The following is a 24,741-nucleotide window of genomic DNA, read 5'->3' on the forward strand; positions in this document are numbered from 1 at the left end:
GCATGACGGCACCCCTCCGCCGATGGTTCACCCCTGCCCTGGCTCTGGCCACCACCGTGCTCATGGTGGCCCCGTTCACCGCCTCGGCGCAGGCCGCGCCTGCCACGCCAACGGCGCCAGCCGAATCCGACGGCCAGTTGCTGAGCGAGGTCCTGGAGCAGACCGGCCGCCGCTTTCTCGACGCCAAGGCCGCGCTCGACGCGTCGAAGAAGCGCCAGGGGGTCCTCGCCGCCGAACTCCAGAAGGCCGAGGCCCAGATCGAGGAACTGACCCCACAGGTCACCGAGATCGCCACCCGTACCTACCGGACCGGAAAACTCGGCGCGGTCTCGGCACTGCTCAACAGCGCGTCACCGGACTCGTTCCTCCAACGGGCGGTCGCGCTCGACGAGATGAACACGGTCAACGACCAGAAACTCCACGAGCTCAACGCCGCCCGCGAACTGGCCGACCGTGCCAAGGCCCTGGCCGATGCCGAGGTCAAGGAGCAGGAGAAGCAGCAGGCCGTGATCAGCCGACAGAAGTCGGACGCCGAGAAGGCGTTCGCCCTGGTCGGCGGCAAGAAGCTCACCAACGGCATGGTCAGCGCCACCTCCGCGGTGGCCGCGCCGGCACCGCGTACGGCCAGCGGTGGTTGGCCGAAGGAGTCGTGCAACAAGGACGACCCGACCACCAGCGGCTGCATCACCCCACGCACGCTGCACGCGTACAACGAGGTGAAGAAGGCCGGCTTCAACCTCTTCGTCGGCTGTCACCGCAACGGCGGGCCGTTCGAGCACCCCAAGGGCCGGGCCTGCGACTGGTCGCTGCTCAAGAGCGGCTTCGCCCCCGCGAGCACCAACGCGCAGAGGTTGTACGGCAACAACCTGACCGCGTTCCTGGTCCGTAACGCGGATCGCCTCGGCATCCTCTACGTGATCTGGTACAGGCAGATCTGGTTCCCGGCGACCGGCTGGCAGTCGTACAGCGGTGAGAGTGACCACACCGACCACGTACACATGTCCATGCTCTGATCCCACCTCGGTCGACGCACGACACCAGGCCCCCGCCCAGCCAGCAGGCTGGGGACGGGGGCCTGAGCCGTTTCGCCGGTGACGGCGGTCACCGAAAACCCAGCGATCAGCGCCAATGGGCCGACGGGTGAGTACCGGACTTACCCGACGGCCGGGCTGATTCCGCCGCCAGCGAGCCAAGATGACACGTCATCCTGGCCAGTACCATGGTCGCGTGGCAACGACCAGGGACCGATGGCTCGATGAGCGGGAGCAGCGTGCCTGGCGTTCGTTCATCACCATGCAGATGGAGCTGCACAACCGGCTCGGCCGCCAACTACTCGCCGACGCCGGCCTCTCCGAGACCGACTACGCCGTCCTGGTCCACCTCAGCGAAGCGCCCGAGGGGCGGCTACGGATCTTCCAACTTCGGGGGCACCTGGAGTGGGAGAAGACCCGGTTGACCCACCACCTGGGGCGGATGGCCCGGCGCGGGCTGGTCGAGCGGGAACCCTGCTTGACCGACCCACGGGGCGCGTTCATCCGGATCACCGAGGCCGGCCGGGAGGCCATCATCTCGGCGGCGCCCAAACACGTCGCGAACGTCCGACGCTGGGTGATCGACGTGCTGACCCCGGAGCAGTTGGACGTACTCGCCGAGATCTCGGACAAGGTGCGCGCCGGTTTCCACCAGGACCCCTGCCCCCCGGCAAAGGCCGAGCCGTGCGACGCGGAGCCGGCCGACTGCCCAACCGACGCCGCCTCGCAAGACGCCTAGCCCGGACCCGGCCGGGGACAGCCGGGGCACCGGTCAGGCGCGGTTGAGCACCCAGGTCAGGCCGCCCGCGTCCTTCGGGGTCAGGGTCAGCGTGTTCCCGCCGCACTGGTAACGCCCGGCACCGAGCAGCGGCTGGATGTCGACCACGTCGGCGCTACGGGTGGCGCCGTCGCCGACGTACTCGGCAATCCGGACGTTGTCGAAGAGCTTCGCCGGCGCCGGCTCGGTCAGCTCGACGGTGACCCGGGTGTCGCCCCACCGCAGCGGTGGGATCGGAGCCCAGTCGCCGGACGTGCCGCCGGGCCCCCCGGTGCTCACCGTGCCGTTGGCCTGCCCCGCGTAGCTGAACCGGCCGGCGACCTTGGCATCGCCGAGCTGCGCGTTGAAGGTCACCGGACGCATCCCGGCGAAGTCCACCGTCGCCACACCGGTCGGACCGACCTTCACCAGGACGCCGTCCCCGCCGCTGATGCTCGCGCTGGCCAGGGCTCCGCCGGTCTGCCCGGCGGCGGAGGTGGTCCGCCAGTCACCGGTGACACAGGTCGCCACCGGACCGGCGGACGGCGGGGACGCACCCGCACTGCCGGTCGGTGCCGCGCTGCCCGTAGCGACGCTCGGGCTCGGGGTGGCCATACCCACCACCGACCCCTCGCCACAGCCGGCTACCGCCAGGCCGAGCCCGGCCAGCGTCGCGACCGTCGCTATCGCCGATGTACGCATCGATCCTCCTCCGAGTCGGGGCGACGGGGTTCGTACCCCCGCCGGGACGGGCGGCATGGGAAATCCGCCCACCTGTCCTGCTACCCCGAACCGGACATCGACCAAACCGAGGGTCGACGCCAGCGAAGATCAAAAGCCGGGCTCAGGTCCCGGCCGGGTACGTCTCCAGCTCGCCCGGCTCGACGTTCGCCGGCAGCTCGTGCAGGGCGGTGGTCTGGTCGCACCAGATGAACCCGTCGTACCGTTCGGCCAGCCGGGTCGGTACGTAGTTACCCCACTCCTCGAACGACGGGTCGTAGACCACCCCGATGGCCCGGTGCTCGGCCAGTTCGTTCAGCCAGCCCGGCCGGTCCCCGTGGGCGAGTACGAGCAGCGCCCGTTCCGGCAACATGCGGTGCAGCCGCTCCTCGATCGAGCCGGGCCGGGCCGGCGGCACGGTCATGATCTCCGCTGGCGCACCCCAGCGCGGGGCGGCGACCACGGTGCCCTGGTAGCCGCCGAAGCCGATCAGGGCCACCGCCTCGGCTCCGTGCCGCTCGCGGGCGAGCTGACCAATGTTGACCATGCCGGCGTCGGCCATGTCGGTGGCTCGTGCGTCACCGATGTGCGTGTTGTGCGCCCACACCACCGCCCGGGTGTCCGGACCGTACCGGTCCAGCAGTCGGTCCAGGGTGTCCGCCATGTGGATGTCGCGGATGTTCCAGGACTGCGGCCCGCCCGCCACCATGGCCCGGTAGTACCGTTCCGCCCCGGCCACCACCTCGGCGTTCTGCCAGGCCGCGAACCGATCGGCCCCGCCTGTCGGCGCTCCACCCGCCGCCGCCCCGCCGGTGCTGGCGCCGGCACGGATCGCGCCGAGCAGCCGGACCACCTCGTCCTCGCAACTCGCCGAGACGAACCTGCTGGCCAGCCCGTACTCCTCGACCTGGTGCCCGTACGGCTCGAAACACCGGTACGCCTCGCGCGCGGCGGCCAACGCCTCCTGGTCGTCGTCACCCAGATAGTCGAAGATCGCCTGCATCGACTCCCAGAGGGAGTAGACGTCGAGCCCGTGGAAACCGACCCGGTCCGACTCCGGCCGTTCCAGGTTCCAGGCGCGCAGCCACCGGCAGAACCGGGCCACCTCCGCGTTCGCCCACATCCAGGTCGGCCAACGCTCGAACCGCTCCAGTGCGAGCTGCGGGTCGACGTCGCCACCGGGAGCGGAGATCACCGACTGGTGCACCCGGTCACAGTCCGGCCAGTCGCCCTCGACCGCGACGAAGTTGAACCCGCACTCGGCGATGAGCCGGCGGGTCAACTGCTCACGCAGCCGGTAGTAGTCGTACCCTCCATGGCTCGCCTCGCCGAGCATCACCACCCGGGCCCGACCGGCCAACCTCAGCAACGGATCGAAGTCGCCCGGTCCCCCGAGCCGGTGCACCTGCATGCCCCGGGCTACCCGGCCGATCGGGTGTGAAACCGCGCCGATCCGGCCACCGACCCTCCCCGGACATCCCGGGCCCGACCGGAGCGGCCCGACGGTGACTCCTCCCGAACGGTGGGCGCCGAGAGCAGTCCCGGCTGGGCGCCGTGCGGGCCACCCGCCGCCCACGCCCTTCGGACCCGCCCCGCAGCCGCTCCGAGAAGCACCGCGACGACCAGGAGCAGGAGGTAGCCGGCGCTCCGAACACCATGCCAGTGCAGCTCGCCGTACCGGTCGAGCAGGAACCCACTGAAGCAGAGAAAGCCGAGCAGGCCAACCACGAGACTCGCCCGTAGACCGGGTACGACAAGGGCGAAACCGGCGACCGCCACCATGACCACCAGGAGCCGGGCCAACGGTGCGGAGGCGGGGAAGAGCGCGGCAGCCAGACAGGTCGCGGCGACGACGAGCGCCGCTCCACCGCCGATCCGAATGCCGAACGGTGCCGGCGGGACCCCGGGACGACCCGTCCGGCCACCACGCTCCAGGCCCATCGCCGCTCCTTCCGTTTCCCCCCGGGCCACCGCGCACGGCGGCCCCGAAGGACGAGTCAAGCGCAGGAGTACGCCCTGGTGGCAGCCGCCTTGACGAGGGCCTTACGCCGGCCGTCCCGATCTCTACGGGACCTTGACGGCCGGCGTACCGCACTGGTCTGCCCGGTGCTGGGTCAGCCCGGTGCGACGGGCTGGAGGAGGCGGAACAGGGTGAGCCACTGCTCCGGCCAGACGTACCCGACCGGGGTGTCGGCGGCCAGCCGGATCGCCCGGAACGCCCCGTCCAACCGGGCCCGGGGATAGTGCCGGCGCAACGACCCGTAGAGCGAACCGCCCTCGCCCCGGAAGCCGAGTTCGACCAGCTCGCGGTAGTCGGGCAGCAGTGCCGGTGGCAGCAGCGGCTCGGCCCGCCGCTCCAGGCGCAGGATGCCGGCATCGACCCGGGGAACCGGACGGAACGCCGACCGGTGCACCCGTCCGCCCAGCCGCCACCGGGTGGACGGCCAGGTCAGTACGGTAAGCCGACTCCACCGGCCGTAGTCGCCGGTGCGCTTGCGCGCGTATTCCAGTTGGGTGAGCAGCGTCGCCGAGGTGAGCGACCGGGCTCCCAGGCACCACTCGACCGCCCCGGCGGTCAACGCCCACGGGATGTTCGCCACCACGGCGAACGGCTCCGCCGGTGCCCGCGCGGCGAGGAAGTCCCCGACCCGGCAGGTGACGTTGCCGAGCGGGGCACAGGCGTCGGCGAGCGCCCCGGCCATCTCCGGGTCGATCTCGTACGCGATCACCCGCCCGCACCGCGCGGCCAGCGCCCGGGTCAGCGCCCCCCGCCCGGCGCCGGCCTCGACGACCAGGTCCTCCGGGCGCAGTCCAGCGGTACGCACGATCCGCTCGATCGCCTCGGCGTCGTGCAAGAAATTCTGGGAGAGTACGCGACGGGACCGGTCGCGCTCGGTTTTCCTGATGGGTCCGGGAAATCCATTGACGGGTTGGCGAGGTGCCACAGCCGGTGTCCTTGTCTGCCACGCCGGTGGATACCGGTCGGCGATCCGGACAGGCAACACGAGTCGGGGCCTGTCCGAGCGGGATCTGGACTCGGGTGGCCCTGGACGTGCGCGGCGGACGCGGCGCGCGTAACGACGATCAGACGTACGACGATCAGCCGGCGGTGGGCGCGTCCTGGCAGGCCAGGGCGGTACGCCGGACTCGCGGACGGGACGCCAACAACGGGCCCCACGCGGCCGACGAGGCGGCCACGTTGATCAGGGCGTGCGTCATGATGCACATGGCGGTGAGGCTAACCAGGGGCAGCGAGGCGAACAACCGATTTCCACCGGTCCGCCGCCCACGCCGCACCCACAAGCCCACGCCACACCCACAACGCCGGCTGTGTAGCCGCCGCCCACCGAACCTCAGCCGGGCGGCCACGTGCGCAACCGTCAGCCGGGCAGGCGGACGGTACGCCCCTGCCGGCGGGCCGCCTCGGCGGCGTCGAGTACGGCCACCACCTCGCGGCCGAACCGGACGTCGCACTGGTGGTCCCGGGCTCCTGAGTCGATCGCCTCGGTGAGCTGGTCCAACGCCAGAGAGAGGGCCTGCACGGCGGTGCCGTCGCCGCGCGGCACGCTCTCGATGCCGTTCTCGCCGTAGAAGACGAAATCGAACGCCCGGGCCGCCGGCGACGCGTTCAGGGTCAGCGAGAGGGTGCTGGTGGCGCCACCGACGTGCGACAACAGCAGGTGCACGGTGTCCCGGGGGCCGTCCATGGCGGCCACCTGGGTCACCCGGCCGAGCACCGGCACGATGATCGACAGGGCGTGCGGTCCGATGTCCCAGAGCCCGCCCCGCTCCCGTCGCCAGGGCGAGGCGCCGTACGGGTTACCCGGCTCGAAGATCGAGGCGTACATGGTGGCGCGGGCGCCGTGCCAGCCCCCGGCGGCGGCGGTCGAAGCGAGGAAGCCGGCGACGTTCGCGTGGAACCGGTTGGTGAAGAAGACCAGTGAGGCGACTCCGGCACGGGCGGTCGCGCTCACCACCCGTTCGGCGTCGGGCAGGCTCAGCGACAACGGCTTGTCCAGCAGCAGGTGCTTTCCGGCGTTCGCGGCCTGGACCGCGATGTCGGCCTGGATGTCCGGTGGCAGTGCGACCGCCACGGCGTCGACCATCTCGATCAACTTCTCGACATCGTCGAAGGCCGGTACGCCGTACCGCTGCCCCAGCGCCCTGGCCTTGTCCGGGTCACGTCCCCAGATACCTGCGAGCTGCGCCTTCGGGTGCGCGGTGAGTGCCGCCGCGTGCGTCTCGGCGGCCCAGTGCCCCGTGCCGAACAACCCGAACCGTTGCAACGCCGGCTCCTCTCCTCGCCCCGCCAGCCTGGCGGCATCCCTGGTTAACCTAACGCCTCCCCCCACCCCGACCGGGAAAGGAAGGGCCCCTTGTTATCGCTTTCGGATGTACAAGGGGCCCTTCCTAACGTCGACGGCGCGGGAAACGGCGACGGGCAGTGTGCCGCTCCACCGACAACAGGGCCTCGTCGGCTTCGGCTGCGGATTCGGCCGCCTCTCCGACCAGCGCCTCGGCGGCCACCTCGGCGACCCGGGCCGCCTGCTCCGCGCGGCGCACCCCGGCGGCGGCCCGGTCGTGCGTACGCCGGGCCGCGGCCTGCTCGATCCGGCGCTGTTCGGCAACCCGCTCCCGTTCCTCCTGGGCCGGGTCCCAGTCACCGGAGCGCCGGAACACCTCCCGCAACTCCTGCACCGAGATGTCGCCGCGCCGGTACGCCGAGAGCGCCGCACGGGCCACCGCCCGTTCCCGGTCCGCTCCCCCGGCCTCGTCCCGGTCCGTCACCTTGGCCGCCTCCCGGCCAGCGGAAGCCACCTGCCAGGCCAGGTCGTACGCCTGTTCAGCGGCCTCCTGGGCAGCCCAGGCCAGGTCCCTCGCCTGCTCGGCCACGGCCACCGCGGCACGGGCCAGAACCGCTCGCTCGGCCGCCCCGACAGCGTCGACTCCCACCCGGGCGGCGTGCGCGGCCAACTCGTCGGCATCCGCACGCAACTGCGCCAGGTCCGGGCGGGGCGTACGGGTGCGGTCGCTCATCACTGCGAGCCCGAGCAGAGCGAGCACGACAAACCCACCGGCCATCAGCAACGCCCACACGCCCGTCGCGCCCACCGTCGCACTCCCCACGGTCCGCGTCGCCCAGCGGAGCCTGACCGGAGCCACGCGGATCCGACCAGGTCCATGAAGCCCGAGCCATGGCGTGCGGCCCGGGACCGACCGCACTCGATGATAGACGCGTGTTGATGGCGTGACCAGCGGTGACGGTTGACCGGTGGCCAGGTCGGGGGCATCGGAAGCGGCTCACTAGGCTGTCCACGTGAACGGCTCCCTGGTAACGGTGACGATCGTGCTCTCACTCGTACTCGCGGCTTGGAGCCTGATCACGACGGTGCGCAACCGGCCACCGGACCTGACCCACCTGGTCGGCCTGGCGATCGTGGAGGCGAGCCTGCTGGTCCTCGCCGGCCTGGCGCTCGCCGCGTGGGCCAGTGGTGAGCATCCCGGCGAGCCGGGCACCTTCTTCGGCTACCTGGTCACCCTGGTCTGTCTTCCGCCGCTGGCCGGGGTGCTGGCTCGGATGGAGCCGACCCGCTGGGGTTCGGTGATCGTGACCGTGGTCTGTCTGGTCATCCCGGTCGTGGTGGTACGCCTGCAACAGACATGGGAGGTGACCGGTGGCTGAGAAATCGACCGGTTCGGTTGACGAGTCGCCGGTCGGATCCCCGGCGGGCGAGACACCGCCCCGCGTGACCAACCGGGGGCCGGGGCGGGTGCTGATCGCGGTCTACATCCTGTTCGCGATCGCGGCGACCTCACGGGCCACCCTCCAGATCGTCACCAAGTTCCACGAGGCGCCGGTGGCGTACCTGCTCTCCGCCCTCGCCGCCGTGATCTACATCATCGCCACCGTCGGGCTGGCCAGGGGCGGCCCGAGTGGCCGCCGGATCGCGCTGGTCTGCTGCACCGTGGAACTCGTCGGGGTGCTCGCAGTCGGTGCCACCAGCCTGCTGGACGGGGCCCTCTTCCCGGACGACACGGTCTGGTCCGGCTTCGGCGCGGGCTACGGTTACATCCCGCTGGTCCTGCCGGTGCTCGGTCTGCTCTGGCTGCGCCGGACCCGCGAGAGCGCCTGACCGAGCCGGACCCGCGAAAGCGGCTGACCGAGCCGGACCCGCGAAAGCGGCTGACCGAGCCGGACCCGCGAAAGCGCCTCACCGAGCCGGACCCGCAAGGCCGCGCGGGCCGGCGCGGGTCCGCACCGACCCCCCGGGGGCCGCTCAGTCGCGCGGACCGCCGGCCACGTAGATCACCTGACCGGAGACGAACGAGGCCCCCTCGCTCGCCAGGTACGAGATGGTGTGCGCCACGTCCTCCGGCCGGCCGACCCGGCGTACCGGGATCTCGGCGGCGCCGAGCCGCTGGAACTCCTCGAACTCGACCCCGATCCGGGCGGCGGTCGCCGCGGTCATGTCGGTCACGATGAAACCGGGAGCCACCGCGTTCGCGGTGATGCCGAACGGGCCCAGCTCGATCGCCAAGGTCTTGGTGAAGCCCTGGAGCCCGGCCTTGGCCGCCGCGTAGTTCGCCTGCCCCCGGTTCCCCAGGGCGGAGGTGCTGGAGAGGTTGACGATCCGGCCCCACCGCTGCCCGACCATGTGCTTCTGCGTCGCCTGGCTGAAGAGAAAGGCACCCCGCAGGTGCACTCCCAGCACGGTGTCCCAGTCCGCGTCGGACATCTTGAACAGCAGGTTGTCCCGGAGCACCCCGGCGTTGTTGACCAGCACGCCCGGCGTACCGAGTTCGGCGGCGACCCGCTCGACAGCGGCCTCCACCTGCACCCGGTCGGCCACATCGGCCCCGACCGCGATCGCCCGACCGCCGGCGGCGGCGATGGCCTCGACCGTCGACGCCGCCGCCGACTCCTCCAGGTCCACGACCGCGACCGCCAGCCCGTCCGCGGCCAGCCGCAGGGCGGTGGCGGCGCCGATGCCTCGGGCGGCGCCGGTGACGATGGCGACGCGGGACTGCTCCGACATGCTTACCTCCCGGTAACTTACGTTCAGTCGGAGGAGCTTAACCCAGTTGTCCCTGGCCCCGGTGCAACCGAATCCAGCGGTAGCCGTACCCGGCCAACGCCAGCGCGTCGAGCCTGCCGACCGGCCCGTACTCCTGGTCGGCGAGGACGTCCCCGGGGAGTTCCGCCTCGGCGTACAGCTCACCGAGGTCGACCGTCACATCCTCGACACCGAGGTTGTGCAGGAAGACCATCGTCCCGGTCGGGCCGTCCGCCCGGTGCGCCAGCACCCCCGCCGGCAACACCCGGTCGATGTCCGTACACCGGCCCGAGCCGACCTCCGGGGCCTCGCGCAGGGTACGGATCATCCGCTCGAACCAGGAGAGCAGCGAGCCCGGGTCGTGCCGCTGGGCGGTCACGTTCACCCGTTCGTAGCCGTGCTCGCCGCCGGTGATGACCGGTCGGATCAGCTCCTTCGCCGGTGCCGTCGAAAACCCGGCATTCTCCTGGAAAGACCACTGCATCGGGGTACGAATCGCGTCCCGCCCGGGCAGCGACAGGTCCTCGCCCATTCCGATCTCCTCGCCGTAGCGGAGCACCGGCGTGCCGCGCAGCGAGAACTGCAACGCGTACGCCAGCTCGATCCGGCGGCGGTCGTTACCGAGCATCGGAGCGAGCCGACGTCGGATCCCCCGGCCGAACAGTCGCATCCCCTCGTCCGGGCCGAACTGCTCGAACACCTGCTCGCGCTGCTCGGCGGTGAGCCGGGAGAGGTCGATCTCGTCGTGGTTGCGCAGGAAGGTGGCCCACTGCCCGCCGTACGGCAGTTGCGGGGTGTCCCGCAGCGCGGCGATGATCGGCTCCGGGTCCTGCCGGGCCAGGGCGAGCACCAGGCGGCCGTTGAGCATGAAGTCGAAGAGCATGTGCAGCCGGTTGGCCGATCCGCCCCGGTCGCCGAAGTAGTGCACCAGTTCGGCCGGCTCCACGTTCGCCTCGGCCAGCAGGACGGCGTCCGCCCGACGCCACTGGGCGTGCTGGCGCAACTCGGTGAGGAACTCGAAGTCCTTGGGCGAGTCCGGGTTGCCCGGCTCGGTCAGCTCGATGATGAACGGCACCGCGTCGATCCGGAACCCGGAGACGCCGAGCTGGAGCCAGAACGAGACGATCTTCTTGATCTCCTCCCGTACCGCCGGGTTGCCCAGGTTCAGATCGGGCTGGAACCGGTAGAACCGGTGGTAGTACCAGCCCTTCGCGGTCCGGTCGTAGCTCCACGTCTCGTCCTGCTCGCCCGGGAAGACCATCCCCTGGCGACGGTCGGGCGGCGCCTCGTCCGCCCAGACGTACCAGTCCCGGTACGGCGAATCCGGCGACGAGCGGGCTGACTGGAACCAGGGGTGCTGGTCGGAGGTGTGGTTGACGACCAGATCGATGATCACCCGGATGCCCCGGTTGTGCGCCTGGTGCAGCAGCTCGGCGAAGTCACCGAGGGTGCCGAAGCGGGGGTCGACGTTGTAGAAGTCCGTGGTGTCGTAACCGTCGTCCCGGTTCGGGGACGGGTGGATCGGGTGCAGCCAGAGGCAGGTGACGCCGAGCCGGGCCAGATAGTCCAGCCGGCCGATCAGCCCACGCAGGTCGCCCACCCCGTCGCCGTCGCTGTCCGCGTACGTGTCGATGTCGAGGCAGTAGACGACTGCCTCGGAATACCACCGGTCGCCCATGCCCGACTGCCTTTTCCTACGGCGGGTGCGGGTAAACGGCCCCCTGGTCGGGGCGGAGGTGTGAAAGTCGATCGTGACGGGTACAGCAGACGTCATCACCCCGAACGGACGTCGTCCCGACGACCGCTCGGGCGATCGCCGTTACGGGCGACTCCCGCTGCTGTCGACGCTCACTGGTGCAGCGGTCGTTCACCAGGGCTGGCCCGACCCCGTGGGCCGGTCACCGATGCCGACGGGCGGAAGGAGCCATGTCGATGCTGGTCGTGGCCGAGGCGGAACCGACCGAGATCGGAGGAGTGACCGGCTGGGTCGCCTCGGTGATCGACACGCTGGGGCCACTCGGAGTCGGCCTGCTGGTCGCCCTGGAGAACCTCGTCCCACCGGTCCCCAGCGAGGTGGTGCTCGCGCTCGCGGGTTACCTGGCCGGCGAGGGAAGAGGCAACGTCGTCGTGATGTGGGTCGCGGCGACCGCTGGCTCGGTGCTCGGTGCGCTCGCGCTCTACTGGGTGGGCGCGGCTCTGGGCGAGGCGCGGCTCAAGCGTTGGCTCGACCGGGTTCCGTTGGTCGACGCCGAGGACCTGGAGCGGGCCGACCGCTGGTTCGCGCGGTACGGCAACTGGGCGGTGCTGCTCGGTCGGATGGTGCCGGTGGTCCGCAGCCTGGTGTCGGTGCCGGCCGGCGCGGACCGGATGCCACTCGGGCGGTTCCTGGCGTTGACCACGCTCGGTAGCGGGATCTGGAACTCGCTCTTCGTCGGCCTGGGTTTCGCGCTCGGCTCGCGCTGGCAGCAGATCGACCGCTACAGCACCTGGTTCGACCTGGCCCTGCTGGTCGGATTCGTGCTCGTGGTCTCGACCTGGGTGGCCAAACGGCTGCGGCGGCGGCGCCAACCCGCGTCGCCCCGGCCGTCGGCCCGCCAGGACACCGGACAAGTGGCTGATCGACACTGATCAGCCACTCGTCCCGCGCGCCCTGGATGCGGGTCCAGAGGGGTCGGTGTCCCCGGTCGGGTCAGTGCTGGACGGTGATGGAGGTGAACTGCCAGGCGTTCTGGGAGATTCCACGGCAGTGGGCCACCACGCCGCCGCCCGGACACGACCGGTCCCGGTTGACCGACCAGTAGGTGAACCGGGCTGAACGGGTTACGGCAGCGTCGCCAGGTGCGGCTTGACCGTGCGGGCGAAGTTGTTCCCGGTGGCGACGTCCCAGTTGATCGACCAGGTCATCGCGCCCCGGATGCCCGGGTAGGTGCGCGGCGGCTGGAAGCTGCCGCAGTTGGTGCCTCGGGCAAGACAGTTGAGCGCCTGGTTGACCAGGGCGGGTGCAACGATGCCGCCACCGGCCGCCCCGGGGCCGGCGGGCAGGCCGAGCGCCACCTGGTCCGGCCGGAGTCCGGCTTCCAGTTGCAGGCAGGCGAGCGCGGTCATGAAGTTGACCGTGCCCTGGCTGTACGCGAACCGCTGGTCGCAGCCGAGCATCGAGCCGGAGTTGTAGAACTGGGTGTGTACGACGGTGAGGATGTCCCGGATGTCCAGCGCGAGCTTGAAGTAGCTCACGGTCGGCGACTGCATGTCGATGGTCTGTGGCGCCATCGTGATGATCAGGTTCGCGCCGACCCGGTTGCGCAGGCTCCGCAGTGCCTGCGCCATGTACGTGGGGTTGAGCCCGTTCTCCAGGTCGATGTCGACGCCGTCGAACCCGTACTCCTGGATCAGGTTGAACACGGTGTTGCTGAAGTTGGTGGCGGAGGTCGCGTCGTTGACCGCCACCCGACCGGTCTCCCCGCCGACCGACAGGATCACCTTCTTCCCACGCGAGTGCAGGGTCTGTACGTCGGTCCTGAAGTTGGCGTTGGTGTAGCCGCCGAGGGAGGCCGCCAGGCCCGGGTCGATGCCGAAGGTGACCGCCCCCGGGGTGCTGGTCGCCTCGGCGAACGCGACCGCGATCAGGTCGTACTCGCCCGGTACGTCACGCAGCCGCAGTTCCACTGCCGCGTTGTCGAAGTTGTGCCAGTAGCCGGTGAGGAAGTGTCTCGGCAACGGCGAGTTCGGCGGCGGGGTGACGGGCGGTCCGGTGGTGGGGGGCGGAGTGGTCGTGGGCGGAGTGGTAGGCGGAGTCGTCGGGGTCGTACCACCACCACACGCCACACCGTTCAACGTGCAGTTCGACGGCACACCAGCACCCGTGGCGTTGAACCCGAACGACGCCGACGCACCCGGAACCAACGTCCCGTTCCACGACCGGTTCACAAACGTGAACCGCTGACCCGACGACGTCATCGACGCGTCCCAGAACGTACCCACCCGGCTCCCCACCGGCAGATCAAACGCCACCACCCACGACGAGATCGTCGACGGCCCGCCATTCGTGACCGTGTACTTCCCCTCCCAACCAGAACCCCAGTCCGACACCTTCACAAAAGTCGCGGTCGGACCGGCCGCGAACGCCGGCATCGCCACCGCGACGGCACCGAACGCCGCCACCAGGGTCGCGGTCAGGGACAGGAGCAGGGTTCTGGAGCGCTTCATGCGGTCCTCCACAGCCGGTCAGGCATCGCCATCCATCGACGGATGGCCAATTATTAGGACTGTTAACTGTTCCTGTCCAGCCCTGCCGGGAGAAGGAAGGGCCCCTTGTTATCGGAATCCGTTGTACAGGGGGCCCTTCCTAACACCTCGCGCGTGGGAGGCGGGGCGGGTCAGCGGCGGAAGGTGAACCAGTTGACGTTGACGAAGTCGGCCGGCTGACCGCTGCTGAAGGTCAGGTAGACGGTGTGCACCCCGGTGGTCGCCGAGATGTTGCCCGGGACCGAGCGCCAGCTCTGCCAGCCACCGGTGTTGCCGAGCGCGAACCCACCGATCGGCGGGTTGGTCGGGCTGTCCAGGCGTACCTCGACCAGGCCACTCACCCCGCCGGGGGCACCGGAGGCGACCCGGGCCACGAAGTCGCGGGCCGGGGTGGTGCCGAAGTCGACGTTGTCGTACCGGGCCCAGTCGCCGCCGGCCAGGTGGCTCAGGTTCTGCCCACCCTCACTGCACGCCTCGATCTGCACGCCGTTCTGCCCGCTGTACGCCTCGGCCTGGATGGTCGAGTACGCGCTGCCGCCACCACCGGCCGGTGGTGTGGTCGGCGGAGTGGTGGGCGTGCCGCCGCCACCCCGGCTCCAGACGGCCACGTAGTCGACCAGCATCGGCCGGCCGGAGACGGTTGCCGACGTCGGCGTGGTCGCACCGGCGACCCCGTTCGGGAACGAGCCACCCATCGCCACGTTGAGCAGCAGGAAGTAGCCGGCGTGACTGGTCATGTTGTTCCAGTACGGCTGGCCGACCTGGTTCTGGGTGACGGTGTGGTACTGCTGGCCGTCGACGTACCAGCGCAGTTGCTGGGGGTTGGACCCGCTGTCCCACTCGAAGCGGTAGGTGTGGAACGCGGACTGGCAACTGCTGCCGGGGCAGGCACGGTTGGTGCCGATGCCGTTGAACTCGTTGCACGGCCCGCCCGGCGCCACCCCGCAGTGCAGTACGCCCCAGACCGAGTTGATCCCGTTGACGTTCTCCATCACGTCGAACTCGCCGATGCCCGGCCAGTTCTGGTAGTTGCCCCGGTACGGTGCGCCGAGCGCCCAGAACGCCGGCCAGTATCCGGCCGCGGCGGCTCCGGTCACGTTCGGCATCTGGATCCGCCCCTCGATGGCGAGTACGCCACCGGACGGGGGTTTGAAGTTGGTCCGTACCGTCTCGATCCGGGACGAGGTCCACTGACCATTGGCGCCCCGGATCGGGGTGATACGCAGGTTGCCGGCGCCGTCGTGGCTGACGTTGCTGGTGCTGTTGGTGTAGGTCTGGATCTCACCGGTGCCCCAGTTGGCCGGACCGCCCGGGTAGCTGGTGCCGGTGTCGATGATCCAGTTGCTGGCCGAGGGCAGGGTGTTGGCGGCGCCGGTGAAGTCGTCGCTCCACACCAGACTCCAGCCGGGCGGGGTCGGTGGTACGGCGGCGCGGGCGTTCACCGAGACGGCGCTGACCACGGTGACGATCGTGGTGAACGCGGCCAGCAGAAGAAACGCGCGGCGCCTCGGGACGGGACCGGCCGGAGCCGGAACGGTGCTGGTCATGATCTGTGGCCTCTCTACGGGACGGATGAGAGAGCGCTCTCTCCCTGGTTGTACGTCCCGACCCCTCTTATGTCAACGTTCATCGATGTTCACCGTCGGCGCCACACCTCGCCGCGAGCGACAGCAGAGGCAGGGGCCGGCTATCGCAGGGGACGGGGCCGACTACAGCAGAGGCAAGGGCCGGCTACGCCAGGGGACGGGGCCGGCGCAGGACCGCCCGCTCCAACGCTGTCCACCCGGTGGTGGTGACCAGGTAGAGAACCGCCGCCAGTGGCAGCACCAGAGCGGCGAGCACCGTTCCGTACGGCAGCAGCGGCAACAGCCGGGCCAACACCGCCGCACCCGGCAGCTCCGTACCGTCGGGTGCGGCGGCCGGGGCCGCGGCGGCGGCATCCCGCCGCATCCGCCGCGACGTCCACCAGGCCAACGCGGTCAGCAACACCAGCAGTACGCCGAAGAGCGGCCCCGCCGCACCGCCGAGCCCGTCGGCGACGTGGTGCCCGAGCGGCACCCCGACCAGCCGCCCGTCGAGCAAGCCGGAGGTTCCGCCGATCGGGCCCACCGTGGTGAAGAGGTGGTACATCACCACGAAGAACGGCACCTGCAACAGCCCTGGCAGGCAACCCGCGATCGGGCTCGCGCCCGCCTCCCGGTGCAACGTGACCAGTTCCTGTTGCAGCCGCGCCCGGTCCTTGCCGTACCGCTGCTGAAGTTGGCGGATCTGCGGGGCGAGCTCGGCCCGGCGCCGCTCACCGCGTACCTGCGCCCAGGTCAGGGGCGTGATCAGCAGCCGTACGACGATGGTGAAGAGCACGACGGCGGCGGCCGTGGCGGCGGTGCCGGCAATCGGGGTGACCGCCGAGGCGAACGCCTCGACGATGGTGGCGGCGACGGCGACCGCGCCGTCGAGTGGCGCGAACGTGAGCATGGTGAACCCCTCGGTCCGATTCCGGAGGGCACGACACCGGTGTGCGCGGCAACCTGGTGGCGCGGATCAGCGCGGGCGCGGGTCAGCGCATCCGGTGCGAGCCAGAGACAGCGTCCGATGTGGACGATGAAGAACGGAACCGGCCGCGTGGCGGCGGGAAGGAAAAACCGCTACGCGGCCGAGAGGAGCACCGACGGTGCTCGGGGACGGGGCCGACCGGCCGCGTCCGGGTCGAGCTGGCGCGGGATCCGGGCCCGGCGGGCCCGCTCCCGGATGGTCAACCCGCGTCGGGCCGCGTTCCCAGCCCCGGGCACCGTGCCGAGCAGGCGCACCGCCACCGCGATCACCAGCAGCGTGGCCGCGGCCACCGCCGCCCCGGCGAGCAGTTCGGACGGTTGGGTGGCCACCGTGACGACGTGTGCGAGGGCGTACGCCCACCAGCCCACGAAGGTCAACAGCGATTCCGGCACCCGGCCAGTGTAATCGGCCGCGCCACCCCGCAGCGCCGATCGGGCGCGCTTCCTTTGCTGCGGCTTAACAATCCGCCGCGACCGTTGAGCGGTCACTCAGCCCCTGACTAGGGTGCGCCAGGGGCACGGCCGCGCCGCCGCCCCGAGCCGACCGGATCGACGAAGAGGTGCGCCGAGAATGGCCGAGCGGGACCAACGGGGCTTGCCCGCCACCCGGGCCGGAGGCAACGTGCCCGCCCGTCTCGCTCCGGTGCTCGGCACGATGGCCCGCGCGGCCCGGGCGAGCGAACCGGCCCTCTTCGGCCTGCTGCGCAACCGGCGCCAGGTGGTGATCGGGCTCGGCGCGGCGGCCGTCGCCACCGGCGCGGTCGGCTCGGCCGCCGCCGTACTCGGTGGGGGTGGTGGGATCGCCGCCGCCGTGAGCGACCAGGCCACCTCGACCCGCTCGCCCCGGGATGCGGGCGCCTTCGCCGACCGCGATGCCAGCTACAGCCAGTCTCTCGGCGAATCGATCAATCTCGGCGCGGCCGGCCTCTCCGACACCCCGGCCAAGGCCGCCGAGGCGGCACTCGCGGCCACACCGCGCTTCCCCAACCCGCTCAGCCGTGACCCCGTGCAGCACCTGCTGCGGCGCACCACCTTCGGCCCCACCCGGGCCGAGGCCGACGCGGTCCGGGCCATCGGCATCGACGCCTGGATCGAACAGCAGCTCGACCCCGGCAAGCTCGCCGACCCGATCGGCGAACAGGTGGTCGGCGTGTTCCCCACGGTGAACATGTCGACCGCGCAGATCCGCCGGACGGTGAAGGAGTTCGACTGGTCCGCCCAGTACGACCTCGGCCACGCCACCCTGGCCCGACAGTTCTGGAGCAGCCGTCAGCTCTTCGAGGTGATGGTGGACTTCTGGTCCAACCACCTGAACGTGACCAACCCGTTCGACGGCGGCTGGGACGTACGGACCTCGTTCGACAGCCAGGTGATCCGCAAGCACGCGCTCGGCAGGTTCTCCGACATGCTCGCCGCCAGCGCCCGGAACCCGGCGATGCTGCGCTACCTCAACAACAACGAGTCGCACCGCCGCTCCGTGAACGAGAACTACGGCCGCGAACTGCTGGAACTGCACACCGTCGGAATCGACGGCGGTTACACCGAATCCGACGTACGCCACAGCGCCTACATCATGACGGGCCGGACCGTGACCAACGCGGGCGAGTTCCGGTACGAGGCCGACCGGCACTGGATCGACCCGGTCAAGGTGCTCGGCTTCACCGACAAGAATCCGTCCCGGGCCAAGGGACTCCAGGTCGGTGACCGCTACCTGGAGTACCTCGCCACTCACGAGGCGACCGCGAAGAACATCGCCCGCAAGCTCGCCGTACGGTTCGTCGCCGACACCCCGCCGCACAACCTTGTGCAGCGGCTCGCCGAGACGTACCTGGCCAACGGCACCGCGATCGCACCGGTGCTGCGGGTCCTCCTCCGGTCCCAGGAGTTCTGGATCGCCACCGGCCTCAAGGCGCGCCGGCCGTTGGAGAACTTCGTCGCCACCGCCCGTTCGCTCGGCATCGCACCCGGCTCCGACACCCGCACCGGAATCGAGGGTCTCTACCGGATGACCCAGCGCTTCGGGCAGCCGCCACTGGGCTGGGTGCCGCCGAACGGCTACCCCGACGTCGCGGCGGCGTGGCGGTCGGCCCACGCCACGCTGGCGATCTGGAACAGCCACCGGGCGCTGGTGCAGGGTTCGCAGCGCGGACTGTCGTACCCGAAACCGGAGGGGCTGGTCGGCAAGCGCCCGCCCACCACCGGCCAGTATCTCGACGCCCTCGCCGCCCGGCTGTTGCAACAACCGCTGGCCGCGAAGGACCGCCAGGCGCTGCTGACCTTCCTCGGCTCGAAGGAGGGTACGGCGGTGAAGAACGCCACCCTCGGCGGCAGGATCGAACACCTGGCCCCGCTCTTCCTCGACTCGATCTACCACGCGCTGCGCTGAGGAGAGACCCATGACGCAGGACAGTCCTCAGCCGCCCGACGGCAATCCGCCGCGCCAGACCGACGACGCGCCCCCGCGTCCCCGTACCGCCCAGGAGCTGCGCCGGCACGGCCCGAACCTGGCCGAGGCGGCGATCCGGGTGCACGCCGAGTCGGTCAACGGAGAGCTGACCGGACAGCGGGACCGCTGGCGGCACGGCTTCACCCGACGCAGGGTGATGGCCGGCGCCGGTGCGGTCGGCGTGGCCAGCCTCGCCGGTCAGATCGCCACCACCCGGGTCGCCTTCGGCGCGCCCGCCACCACCAACCGCACCCTGGTGGTGGTCTTCCTCCGCGGCGGCATGGACGGCCTCTCCGTGGTGGTGCCGCGCGGCGACCGGAACTACCTCAACGCCCGGCGCAACATCGCCGTCCCGGACGGCGCGCTGATCGCCGGGGACGACCGGTTCGGGCTGCACCCGGCCCTCGCCCCGCTGGAGCCGTTCTGGAAGTCGGGCAGGATGGCGGCGGTGCACGCGGTCGCGTCGCCGGACGCCAGCCGCAGCCACTTCCAGGCCCAGGACTGTCTGGAACGGGGCGCCGCCTCGACCGGCGTACACACCGGTTGGCTGGACCGGGTGCTGGCCGCGCTCGGTCCGGGCACCACGTTCCGGGCCGTCGCCGAGGGCTCCGCCCTGCCCCGGTCACTGGTCGGCGGCGAGAACAAGCTGGTGTTGCAGGGCATCCGCGAGTTCGACCTCCAGGGCTTCAGTGGCGTACGTGCCAGCACGCTGACCGCTTTGAAGTCGCTCTACACCGGCCTGGACGACCACCCGCTGGCGACCCAGGCGACCGAGACTCTCGCGTCGATCGCGGCGGCTCGGAAGATCGCCAGTCAGGACTACCGTTCCACCGCCCAGTGGCCCGGCGGCGGCTTCGCCGACCAACTGCGGGACGTGGCCCGGCTGATCAAGGCGAAGGTGGGGCTGCGGGTGGCCGCGGTCGACATCGGCGGCTGGGACATGCACACCAACATCGGCGGCCCGGACGGCGGCGACATGCGCAACCGGCTGAACGAACTCGCCGGCGCGCTCGGCGCCTTCGCCGCCGACCTGGGGCCGGCGATCGACGACGTCTCGGTGGTCACGATGAGCGAGTTCGGTCGCCGGGTCGAGGCGAACGGCAGTTCCGGAACCGACCACGGGCACGGCGGGCTGATGCTGCTGCTCGGCGGTGGCATGAACGGCGGCAAGGTGCACGGGCGTTGGCCGGGGCTCGGCGCTGGCGCGCTGGACCAGGGTGACCTGGCCGGCGCCAACGACTACCGCGACGTCCTGGCCGAGTTGCTCAAGTCCCGGCTCGGGGTCGCCGACCACAAGCCCATTTTCCCCGGCCTCAAGCACAGGGAGATCGGCGTCTACCGTTAGCTGGCACCGCGACGCCACTGACCGCGAGTCCCGTTCACGTTCGTCGGCTGTCGCACGGCACCTCTCCGCCAGTCCAGGTGTGGGCCGGCCCCACCTGTTGCGCCCCGCGCACGCGGGGGGTACTGTACCGATCGTTCCCAATAGTTGCCCGGACCCACGAGAGGAGGACGACCATGGCTCGACCGAAGGAGTTCGACCCGGAGGTCGTCCTTGATCGTGCGATGACCCTGTTCTGGGAGCAGGGCTACGAGAAGACCTCGATGCAGGACCTGGTCGAGCGGATGGGCATTCACAAGCGCAGCATGTACGACACGTTCGGCGACAAGCGAGCCCTGTACCTGAAGGCCCTGGACCGGTACGCGGACACGGTGGTGCGAATCAAGCGCGAAGCCGCCGAGCGGGAGACAGACACCCGGGTGGCGCTGCGAGGACTGTTCGAGTCGGCGGTGGCGAACATCGGGCGGTATCCCGCCGGCTGCCTGTCGGTCAACTGCGCGACGGAGCTTGCCCTGCATGATTCCGACGCGGCGGCGCGGGTGGGCAGGACCTTCGAGTACGAGCAGCAGCTCGTGCTCGACCTGGTTCGACGCGGCCAGGACGCGGGCACGATCGCCTCCAAGCATGATCCGCGCAGTCTCGCACTGTCGCTGTTCAATGCGTGGGTAGGTCTACGGGTCAGGGTTCGGACCGGCCTGCCACAGGCGCAACTGCAGCGAATGGTCGAAGACATGATGACCATGCTCGACTGATTTTTTTTTGACCAAATTCTGCACCGATCGTTCCCCTATGATCAGGGCGCGGATCACTGGTGCGTAACCCCCTGACTGAAGGAGTGTCCGTCTTGGCTCGGACTGGTCCGTATCCCGCACCTCCCCCGTCCAGGGGTTCCTGGGCCGCCGTGGTGGGCATCGCGCTCGGCGCGTTCGCGCTCGTCGTCACCGAGTTCCTACCGGTCGGGCTACTCCCCGACATGACCCGGGAATTCGGCGTCTCCGAAGGAACCGCCGGCCTGGCGATCACCGCCACCGCCCTACTGGGCGCAATCGCCGCACCACTGACCACCGTCGTCATCCGTCGGATCGACCGCCGAGCGGTCCTGCTCGCCCTGACAGCGCTCCTCGTCGTCGCCGGGGCGATCTCGGCAGTCGCATCACACTTCGCAGTGCTCATCGCCGGCCGGGTGCTGCTCGGCCTAGCGGTCGGCGGGTTCTGGGCGGTTTCCCTCGCCGCAGCGGCCAGGCTGGTGCCGCCCGATCGCGTACACACCGCGTCGTCACTCGTCCTCGGTGGCATCTCGATCGGCGCCGTAGTCAGCGTTCCAGCCGCCTCCTTCATCAGCGCCCACTACGACTGGCGAACCGCCTACTGGGCAGCCACCGCACTCGCCCTCATCGTGTTTCTCATTCAAGTCGCCCTGCTCCCGAAAATCCCCATCCAGAACGCGGTGGCGGTCAGCCAGTTCCGCCAACTGCTGGCGATGCCCAAGGTCCGGGCGATTCTGCTCACCGTCGTGCTCGTCGTCGGCGGCCACTACGCGGGATACACCTTCATCACCCCGTACCTGGAGCAGCTCACCGGGCTCCGGACGAACTCCCTGAGCATCCTCCTTCTCGCCTACGGCGTACTCACCGTGGTCGGCACCTTCGTCGGTGGAGCCCTCGCCGCACGCCACCGACACCGCGCCGTCCTGATCACCACGATCGTGTTCCTCCTCGCGATGACCGCTGCGGCGGCTTTCGCGCACCAGGCCGCAGTCACGACGATCGCGGTGCTGGTGTGGGGTCTCGCCATCGGTATGGCGCCCGTCTGCACCCAGTTGTGGCTGCACACGAACACCACCCGATTCGTGGAAGCCGCACAGGCGGTGAACACCGGCGTCTTCCAACTGTCAATCGCCCTCGGCTCGCTGCTCGGCTCGGTGACGGTCGACCTCATCAGCCTGCACAGTTCCATGTGGCTCGGCGCGGCGGCGCTCGCACTAGCCGTCATCGTCGTCGTCATCGTCGGCCGGGTGGCCCCGGACGACGCGCCCGAACGCCAGCACGGCACCGAAGCGGGCACTCCCGCGGAAGCCGGCGATCCGGTGGCGTCGCGGTAACCGTCGTCGATACCGCAGCACCCATATCCATTTCCACTCAACACCATGAGGTATGACATGACAAAGCGCCAATTCACCACCACGGAAATCGACAGCTCATACTGGCGGATTACCTTCTCCAACGGTGACATCAACCTGATGGACGCGGATACGCTGGAGCAGCTCGCCGAGTTGGTCGCGGCGATCGAACAAGCTCCCGACCTCAAGGTCGTGGTGTTCGACAGCGCCAACCCCGACTACTTCATCGCGCACTGGGATGTCTTCGCCGACACGGACCGCGTCGGCGCGATGGCTCCCGGTCCGACGGGGCTCCACCCCTATATCGACAACTTCGTACGCCTGAGCCGCGTCCCCGCTGTCACGATCTCCGCAATCCGTGGCCGTGCACGGGGAGCCGGCAGCGAGTTCGCCCTCGCCACGGACATCCGCTTCGCCGGCCACAAGGCGATACTCGGACAGTTCGAGGTGGGCGTCGGAGCGGTGCCCGGCGGAGGCGCGATGACCCGCCTCGCCCGCCTGGTCGGACGCGCCCGCGCGATGGAGATCGTCCTCGGATCGGAGGACGTCCCCGCCGAGGTCGCCGAACGGATCGGTTACGTGAACCGCACAGTGCCCGACGCCGAGTTGGACGCCCACGTCGACGCATTCGCCCGACGGATCGCCGGCTTCGAGAAACATGCCGTCGCAGGCGCGAAAAAATTCATCGACGAAGCTACTCTGCCTGACGACAACTCGGTGTTCGCCGCCGGGCTCAATGCGTTCTTCCAGTCCGCCGGCCGGTCCGAGTCCGTAGCCCGGATCGCAGCCCTGCTCGAACGAGGGTTTCAGCAGCCCGATGGTGTCGAACGAGACCTGGGGCGCCACGTCGCCGAATACCGCGCCGACGCGACCGTAACCGAAAAGAACTAGTCGGCCCGAACGTCACACTCCGCACAGACAACGCAGGGCACCCCCCTCGTACACCCCCTCACGCGACCTTGGTCGTCCGAGGGGGTGTACGAGGGGGTGTACGAGATTCGTGCTACGTAGCCGAATGGTGTGCAGGCGCGGCGTTGTCGGTCGACTGGTGCGGTGTGCGTGTCGCCACGCCGGAGCCGCGTTTCCCGGCCTGACCGCGCTGGGTAACGGAGTCGCCAGGCGCTGATGTCGGCGCGACGGCAACGACGGAACGGCGGGTGGTGGCGATGGCCGGCATTGTGGCGATGGCCCAGGGTGCGGCGGTTTCCCAGGAGACGGCGGCGCGCACCCCGGCGGCCGAGGTTCCGGCCGACCAGCCGGGCCTGCGTACGGTCGGGGTCGAGGAGGAGTTCCTGCTCGTCGACCCGGACACCGGAGTGGCGGTACCCGCGGTCGACCGGGTCCTGGAACGGGTGCCCGAGGAACTCCGGGGCCAGGTGCAGCACGAGTTCCAGACCAGCCAGATCGAGATCGGCAGCCCGCCCGGGCTGGAGCTGGGCGGGCTGCGCCACTCGCTCGGGCTGCTCAGGGTCGGTCTGGCCGACGCCGCCGAGGCTGCCGGCGTACGGCTGGTCGCGGTCGGAGCCGGGCTGGTCGACGGGCCGGTTCCACCGGTCTTCGACAACCCCCGGTTTCACCGCATGGTCGAGCAGTTCGGCCCGTTGGTGGACGGCCCGGGCAACAACGGCATGCACGTGCACGTCGGGATCCCCGACCCGGAAACCGGCGTACGGGTGCTCAACCACCTGCGCCCCTGGTTGCCGATCCTGCACGCGGTGACCACCAATTCCCCCTTCCACGCCGGTCGGGACACCGGGTACGCGAGCTGGCGTTCGGTGCTCTGGGAGCGCTGGCCCTCGGTCGCGCCGACCCCGTGGCTGGAGTCGTACGCGCACTACCAGTGGCTGGTTGACCAGCTCGTCTCGACCGGCATGCTGCTCGACGAGGGGATGGTCTACTGGTACGCCCGGCTCTCCGCGCGCTATCCCACCGTGGAGGTCAGGATCGGCGACGTCTGTCCGAGCCTGGACGACACCATCCTGGTCGCGGCGCTCGTCCGGTCGCTCGTCGGCCACGCGATCGGCGAGGTCGAGCGGGGCCGCGAGCCGGTGCGAATCGATCATCACCTGCTCACCGCCGCGCACTGGCGGGCGGCGCACGACGGGCTGGACGGGCTCGCCGTCGACCCGGTACGCGGTGGCACCACGCCGGCGTGGGAACTGCTGGAGAAGCTGGTCGACCGGGTACGGCCGGAACTGGACCGTCATGGTGACCTGCCCGAGGTGACGGCGCAACTGGACCGGCTGCGCCGGGACGGCACCGGCGCCACCCGGCAACGCGCGGCGTACGCCCGCCGGGGTGAGCTCTCCGATGTCGTCGCCGACCTGGCCCGGCAGACCCGCGGCGACGAGGCCGATCGGCGCTCGGGCGATCGGCGCTCCGGCGATCGGCGCTCGGGCGATCGTGCCGAACCGTACCCGGGCAACCGCGCCGAACAGCAACGTCGTGACCTTGCCGAACAGCGACAATAAGGT

24 protein-coding genes are annotated in these 24,741 nt (G+C 70.4%); 11 read left to right on the top strand and 13 right to left on the bottom strand.

Features of this window, described 5'->3' with window-relative positions; translation table 11 throughout:
- Nucleotides 1-2 precede the first annotated feature (2 nt).
- Both ACIBF5_RS20410 and ACIBF5_RS20415 read left to right on the top strand, forming a co-directional pair.
- Entirely contained in the window at nt 3-1,013 is a 1,011-nt protein-coding gene (locus ACIBF5_RS20410) for a coiled-coil domain-containing protein (protein ID WP_396813811.1), read from the top strand.
- Between the two features lie 214 nt (nt 1,014-1,227).
- Nucleotides 1,228-1,770 (top strand): MarR family winged helix-turn-helix transcriptional regulator, encoded by a 543-nt coding sequence (locus ACIBF5_RS20415; RefSeq protein ID WP_396813813.1) that lies wholly within the window; start codon nt 1,228-1,230, stop codon nt 1,768-1,770.
- Between the two features lie 33 nt (nt 1,771-1,803).
- Here the strand turns inward: ACIBF5_RS20415 and ACIBF5_RS20420 are convergent, their stop codons facing one another.
- The 7 genes from ACIBF5_RS20420 to ACIBF5_RS20450 form a co-directional block, all read right to left on the bottom strand.
- Nucleotides 1,804-2,490: a hypothetical protein gene (locus ACIBF5_RS20420; protein WP_396813814.1), complete on the bottom strand. Its 687-nt coding sequence runs from the start codon at nt 2,488-2,490 to the stop codon at nt 1,804-1,806.
- Between the two features lie 142 nt (nt 2,491-2,632).
- Nucleotides 2,633-3,919: an erythromycin esterase family protein gene (locus ACIBF5_RS20425; RefSeq protein WP_396813816.1), complete on the bottom strand. Its 1,287-nt coding sequence runs from the start codon at nt 3,917-3,919 to the stop codon at nt 2,633-2,635.
- Between the two features lie 8 nt (nt 3,920-3,927).
- Nucleotides 3,928-4,449: a hypothetical protein gene (locus ACIBF5_RS20430; RefSeq protein ID WP_396813817.1), complete on the bottom strand. Its 522-nt coding sequence runs from the start codon at nt 4,447-4,449 to the stop codon at nt 3,928-3,930.
- 173 nt (nt 4,450-4,622) lie between these two features.
- The gene (gene erm / locus ACIBF5_RS20435) at nt 4,623-5,414 is read right to left on the bottom strand and encodes an ErmE/ErmH/ErmO/ErmR family 23S rRNA (adenine(2058)-N(6))-methyltransferase (protein ID WP_396813964.1); all 792 of its coding nucleotides are present in this window, start codon (nt 5,412-5,414) and stop codon (nt 4,623-4,625) included.
- Nucleotides 5,415-5,607: 193 nt separating this feature from the next.
- Nucleotides 5,608-5,736 (bottom strand): hypothetical protein, encoded by a 129-nt coding sequence (locus ACIBF5_RS20440; protein ID WP_396813819.1) that lies wholly within the window; start codon nt 5,734-5,736, stop codon nt 5,608-5,610.
- Between the two features lie 152 nt (nt 5,737-5,888).
- Nucleotides 5,889-6,794, bottom strand: a complete 906-nt coding sequence (locus ACIBF5_RS20445) for a Gfo/Idh/MocA family protein (protein ID WP_396813821.1) — start codon at nt 6,792-6,794, stop codon at nt 5,889-5,891.
- A 124-nt stretch (nt 6,795-6,918) separates the two neighbouring features.
- Nucleotides 6,919-7,620 (bottom strand): hypothetical protein, encoded by a 702-nt coding sequence (locus ACIBF5_RS20450; RefSeq protein ID WP_396813823.1) that lies wholly within the window; start codon nt 7,618-7,620, stop codon nt 6,919-6,921.
- 205 nt (nt 7,621-7,825) lie between these two features.
- Between ACIBF5_RS20450 and ACIBF5_RS20455 the strand changes: the two genes are divergently transcribed.
- Nucleotides 7,826-8,191 carry a hypothetical protein gene (locus ACIBF5_RS20455; protein WP_396813825.1) on the top strand — a complete coding sequence of 122 codons (366 nt, stop codon included), beginning with the start codon at nt 7,826-7,828 and terminating at the stop codon, nt 8,189-8,191.
- Nucleotides 8,192-8,255: 64 nt separating this feature from the next.
- Nucleotides 8,256-8,642 (top strand): hypothetical protein, encoded by a 387-nt coding sequence (locus ACIBF5_RS20460; RefSeq protein ID WP_396813966.1) that lies wholly within the window; start codon nt 8,256-8,258, stop codon nt 8,640-8,642.
- A 144-nt stretch (nt 8,643-8,786) separates the two neighbouring features.
- Here ACIBF5_RS20460 and fabG read toward each other — a convergent pair whose 3' ends face one another.
- The gene (fabG, locus tag ACIBF5_RS20465) at nt 8,787-9,545 is read right to left on the bottom strand and encodes a 3-oxoacyl-ACP reductase FabG (protein WP_396813827.1); all 759 of its coding nucleotides are present in this window, start codon (nt 9,543-9,545) and stop codon (nt 8,787-8,789) included.
- A gap of 37 nt (nt 9,546-9,582) precedes the next feature.
- Entirely contained in the window at nt 9,583-11,241 is a 1,659-nt protein-coding gene (locus ACIBF5_RS20470; RefSeq protein ID WP_396813829.1) for an alpha-amylase family protein, read from the bottom strand.
- A gap of 254 nt (nt 11,242-11,495) precedes the next feature.
- On the opposite strand from ACIBF5_RS20470, the gene ACIBF5_RS20475 reads away from it, so the two are divergent.
- On the top strand, nt 11,496-12,191 hold the full coding sequence (locus ACIBF5_RS20475) for a DedA family protein (RefSeq protein ID WP_396813831.1): 696 nt from the start codon (nt 11,496-11,498) through the stop codon (nt 12,189-12,191).
- Between the two features lie 192 nt (nt 12,192-12,383).
- Here the strand turns inward: ACIBF5_RS20475 and ACIBF5_RS20480 are convergent, their stop codons facing one another.
- The 4 genes from ACIBF5_RS20480 to ACIBF5_RS20495 all read right to left on the bottom strand — a co-directional run bounded on the left by ACIBF5_RS20480 (nt 12,384) and on the right by ACIBF5_RS20495 (nt 16,753).
- Nucleotides 12,384-13,769, bottom strand: coding sequence for a chitinase (locus ACIBF5_RS20480; protein WP_396813833.1), 1,386 nt, complete (start codon nt 13,767-13,769; stop codon nt 12,384-12,386).
- 170 nt (nt 13,770-13,939) lie between these two features.
- Nucleotides 13,940-15,355 carry a carbohydrate-binding protein gene (locus tag ACIBF5_RS20485; RefSeq protein ID WP_396813835.1) on the bottom strand — a complete coding sequence of 472 codons (1,416 nt, stop codon included), beginning with the start codon at nt 15,353-15,355 and terminating at the stop codon, nt 13,940-13,942.
- A 184-nt stretch (nt 15,356-15,539) separates the two neighbouring features.
- Nucleotides 15,540-16,283 carry a YidC/Oxa1 family membrane protein insertase gene (locus tag ACIBF5_RS20490; RefSeq protein ID WP_396813837.1) on the bottom strand — a complete coding sequence of 248 codons (744 nt, stop codon included), beginning with the start codon at nt 16,281-16,283 and terminating at the stop codon, nt 15,540-15,542.
- Between the two features lie 170 nt (nt 16,284-16,453).
- Nucleotides 16,454-16,753 carry a DUF6412 domain-containing protein gene (locus ACIBF5_RS20495; RefSeq protein WP_396813839.1) on the bottom strand — a complete coding sequence of 100 codons (300 nt, stop codon included), beginning with the start codon at nt 16,751-16,753 and terminating at the stop codon, nt 16,454-16,456.
- Nucleotides 16,754-16,931: 178 nt separating this feature from the next.
- Here ACIBF5_RS20495 and ACIBF5_RS20500 point away from each other — a divergent pair, with 178 nt between their 5' ends.
- The 6 genes from ACIBF5_RS20500 (at nt 16,932) to ACIBF5_RS20525 (ending at nt 24,738) form a co-directional block, all read left to right on the top strand.
- Entirely contained in the window at nt 16,932-18,746 is a 1,815-nt protein-coding gene (locus ACIBF5_RS20500; RefSeq protein ID WP_396813841.1) for a DUF1800 domain-containing protein, read from the top strand.
- 10 nt (nt 18,747-18,756) lie between these two features.
- The gene (locus ACIBF5_RS20505; protein ID WP_396813843.1) at nt 18,757-20,151 is read left to right on the top strand and encodes a DUF1501 domain-containing protein; all 1,395 of its coding nucleotides are present in this window, start codon (nt 18,757-18,759) and stop codon (nt 20,149-20,151) included.
- Between the two features lie 173 nt (nt 20,152-20,324).
- On the top strand, nt 20,325-20,900 hold the full coding sequence (locus tag ACIBF5_RS20510; protein ID WP_396813845.1) for a TetR/AcrR family transcriptional regulator: 576 nt from the start codon (nt 20,325-20,327) through the stop codon (nt 20,898-20,900).
- A 92-nt stretch (nt 20,901-20,992) separates the two neighbouring features.
- The gene (locus tag ACIBF5_RS20515) at nt 20,993-22,249 is read left to right on the top strand and encodes an MFS transporter (RefSeq protein WP_396813846.1); all 1,257 of its coding nucleotides are present in this window, start codon (nt 20,993-20,995) and stop codon (nt 22,247-22,249) included.
- 57 nt (nt 22,250-22,306) lie between these two features.
- Nucleotides 22,307-23,158, top strand: coding sequence for an enoyl-CoA hydratase/isomerase family protein (locus ACIBF5_RS20520; RefSeq protein ID WP_396813848.1), 852 nt, complete (start codon nt 22,307-22,309; stop codon nt 23,156-23,158).
- 275 nt (nt 23,159-23,433) lie between these two features.
- A complete protein-coding gene (locus ACIBF5_RS20525; protein WP_396813850.1) occupies nt 23,434-24,738 on the top strand; it encodes a glutamate--cysteine ligase in 1,305 nt (434 codons plus the stop codon).
- The last annotated feature ends 3 nt before the right edge of the window (nt 24,739-24,741 follow it).

It is taken from the genome of Micromonospora sp. NPDC050417 (genome assembly GCF_044458865.1).
GTDB lineage: Bacteria > Actinomycetota > Actinomycetes > Mycobacteriales > Micromonosporaceae > Micromonospora_G.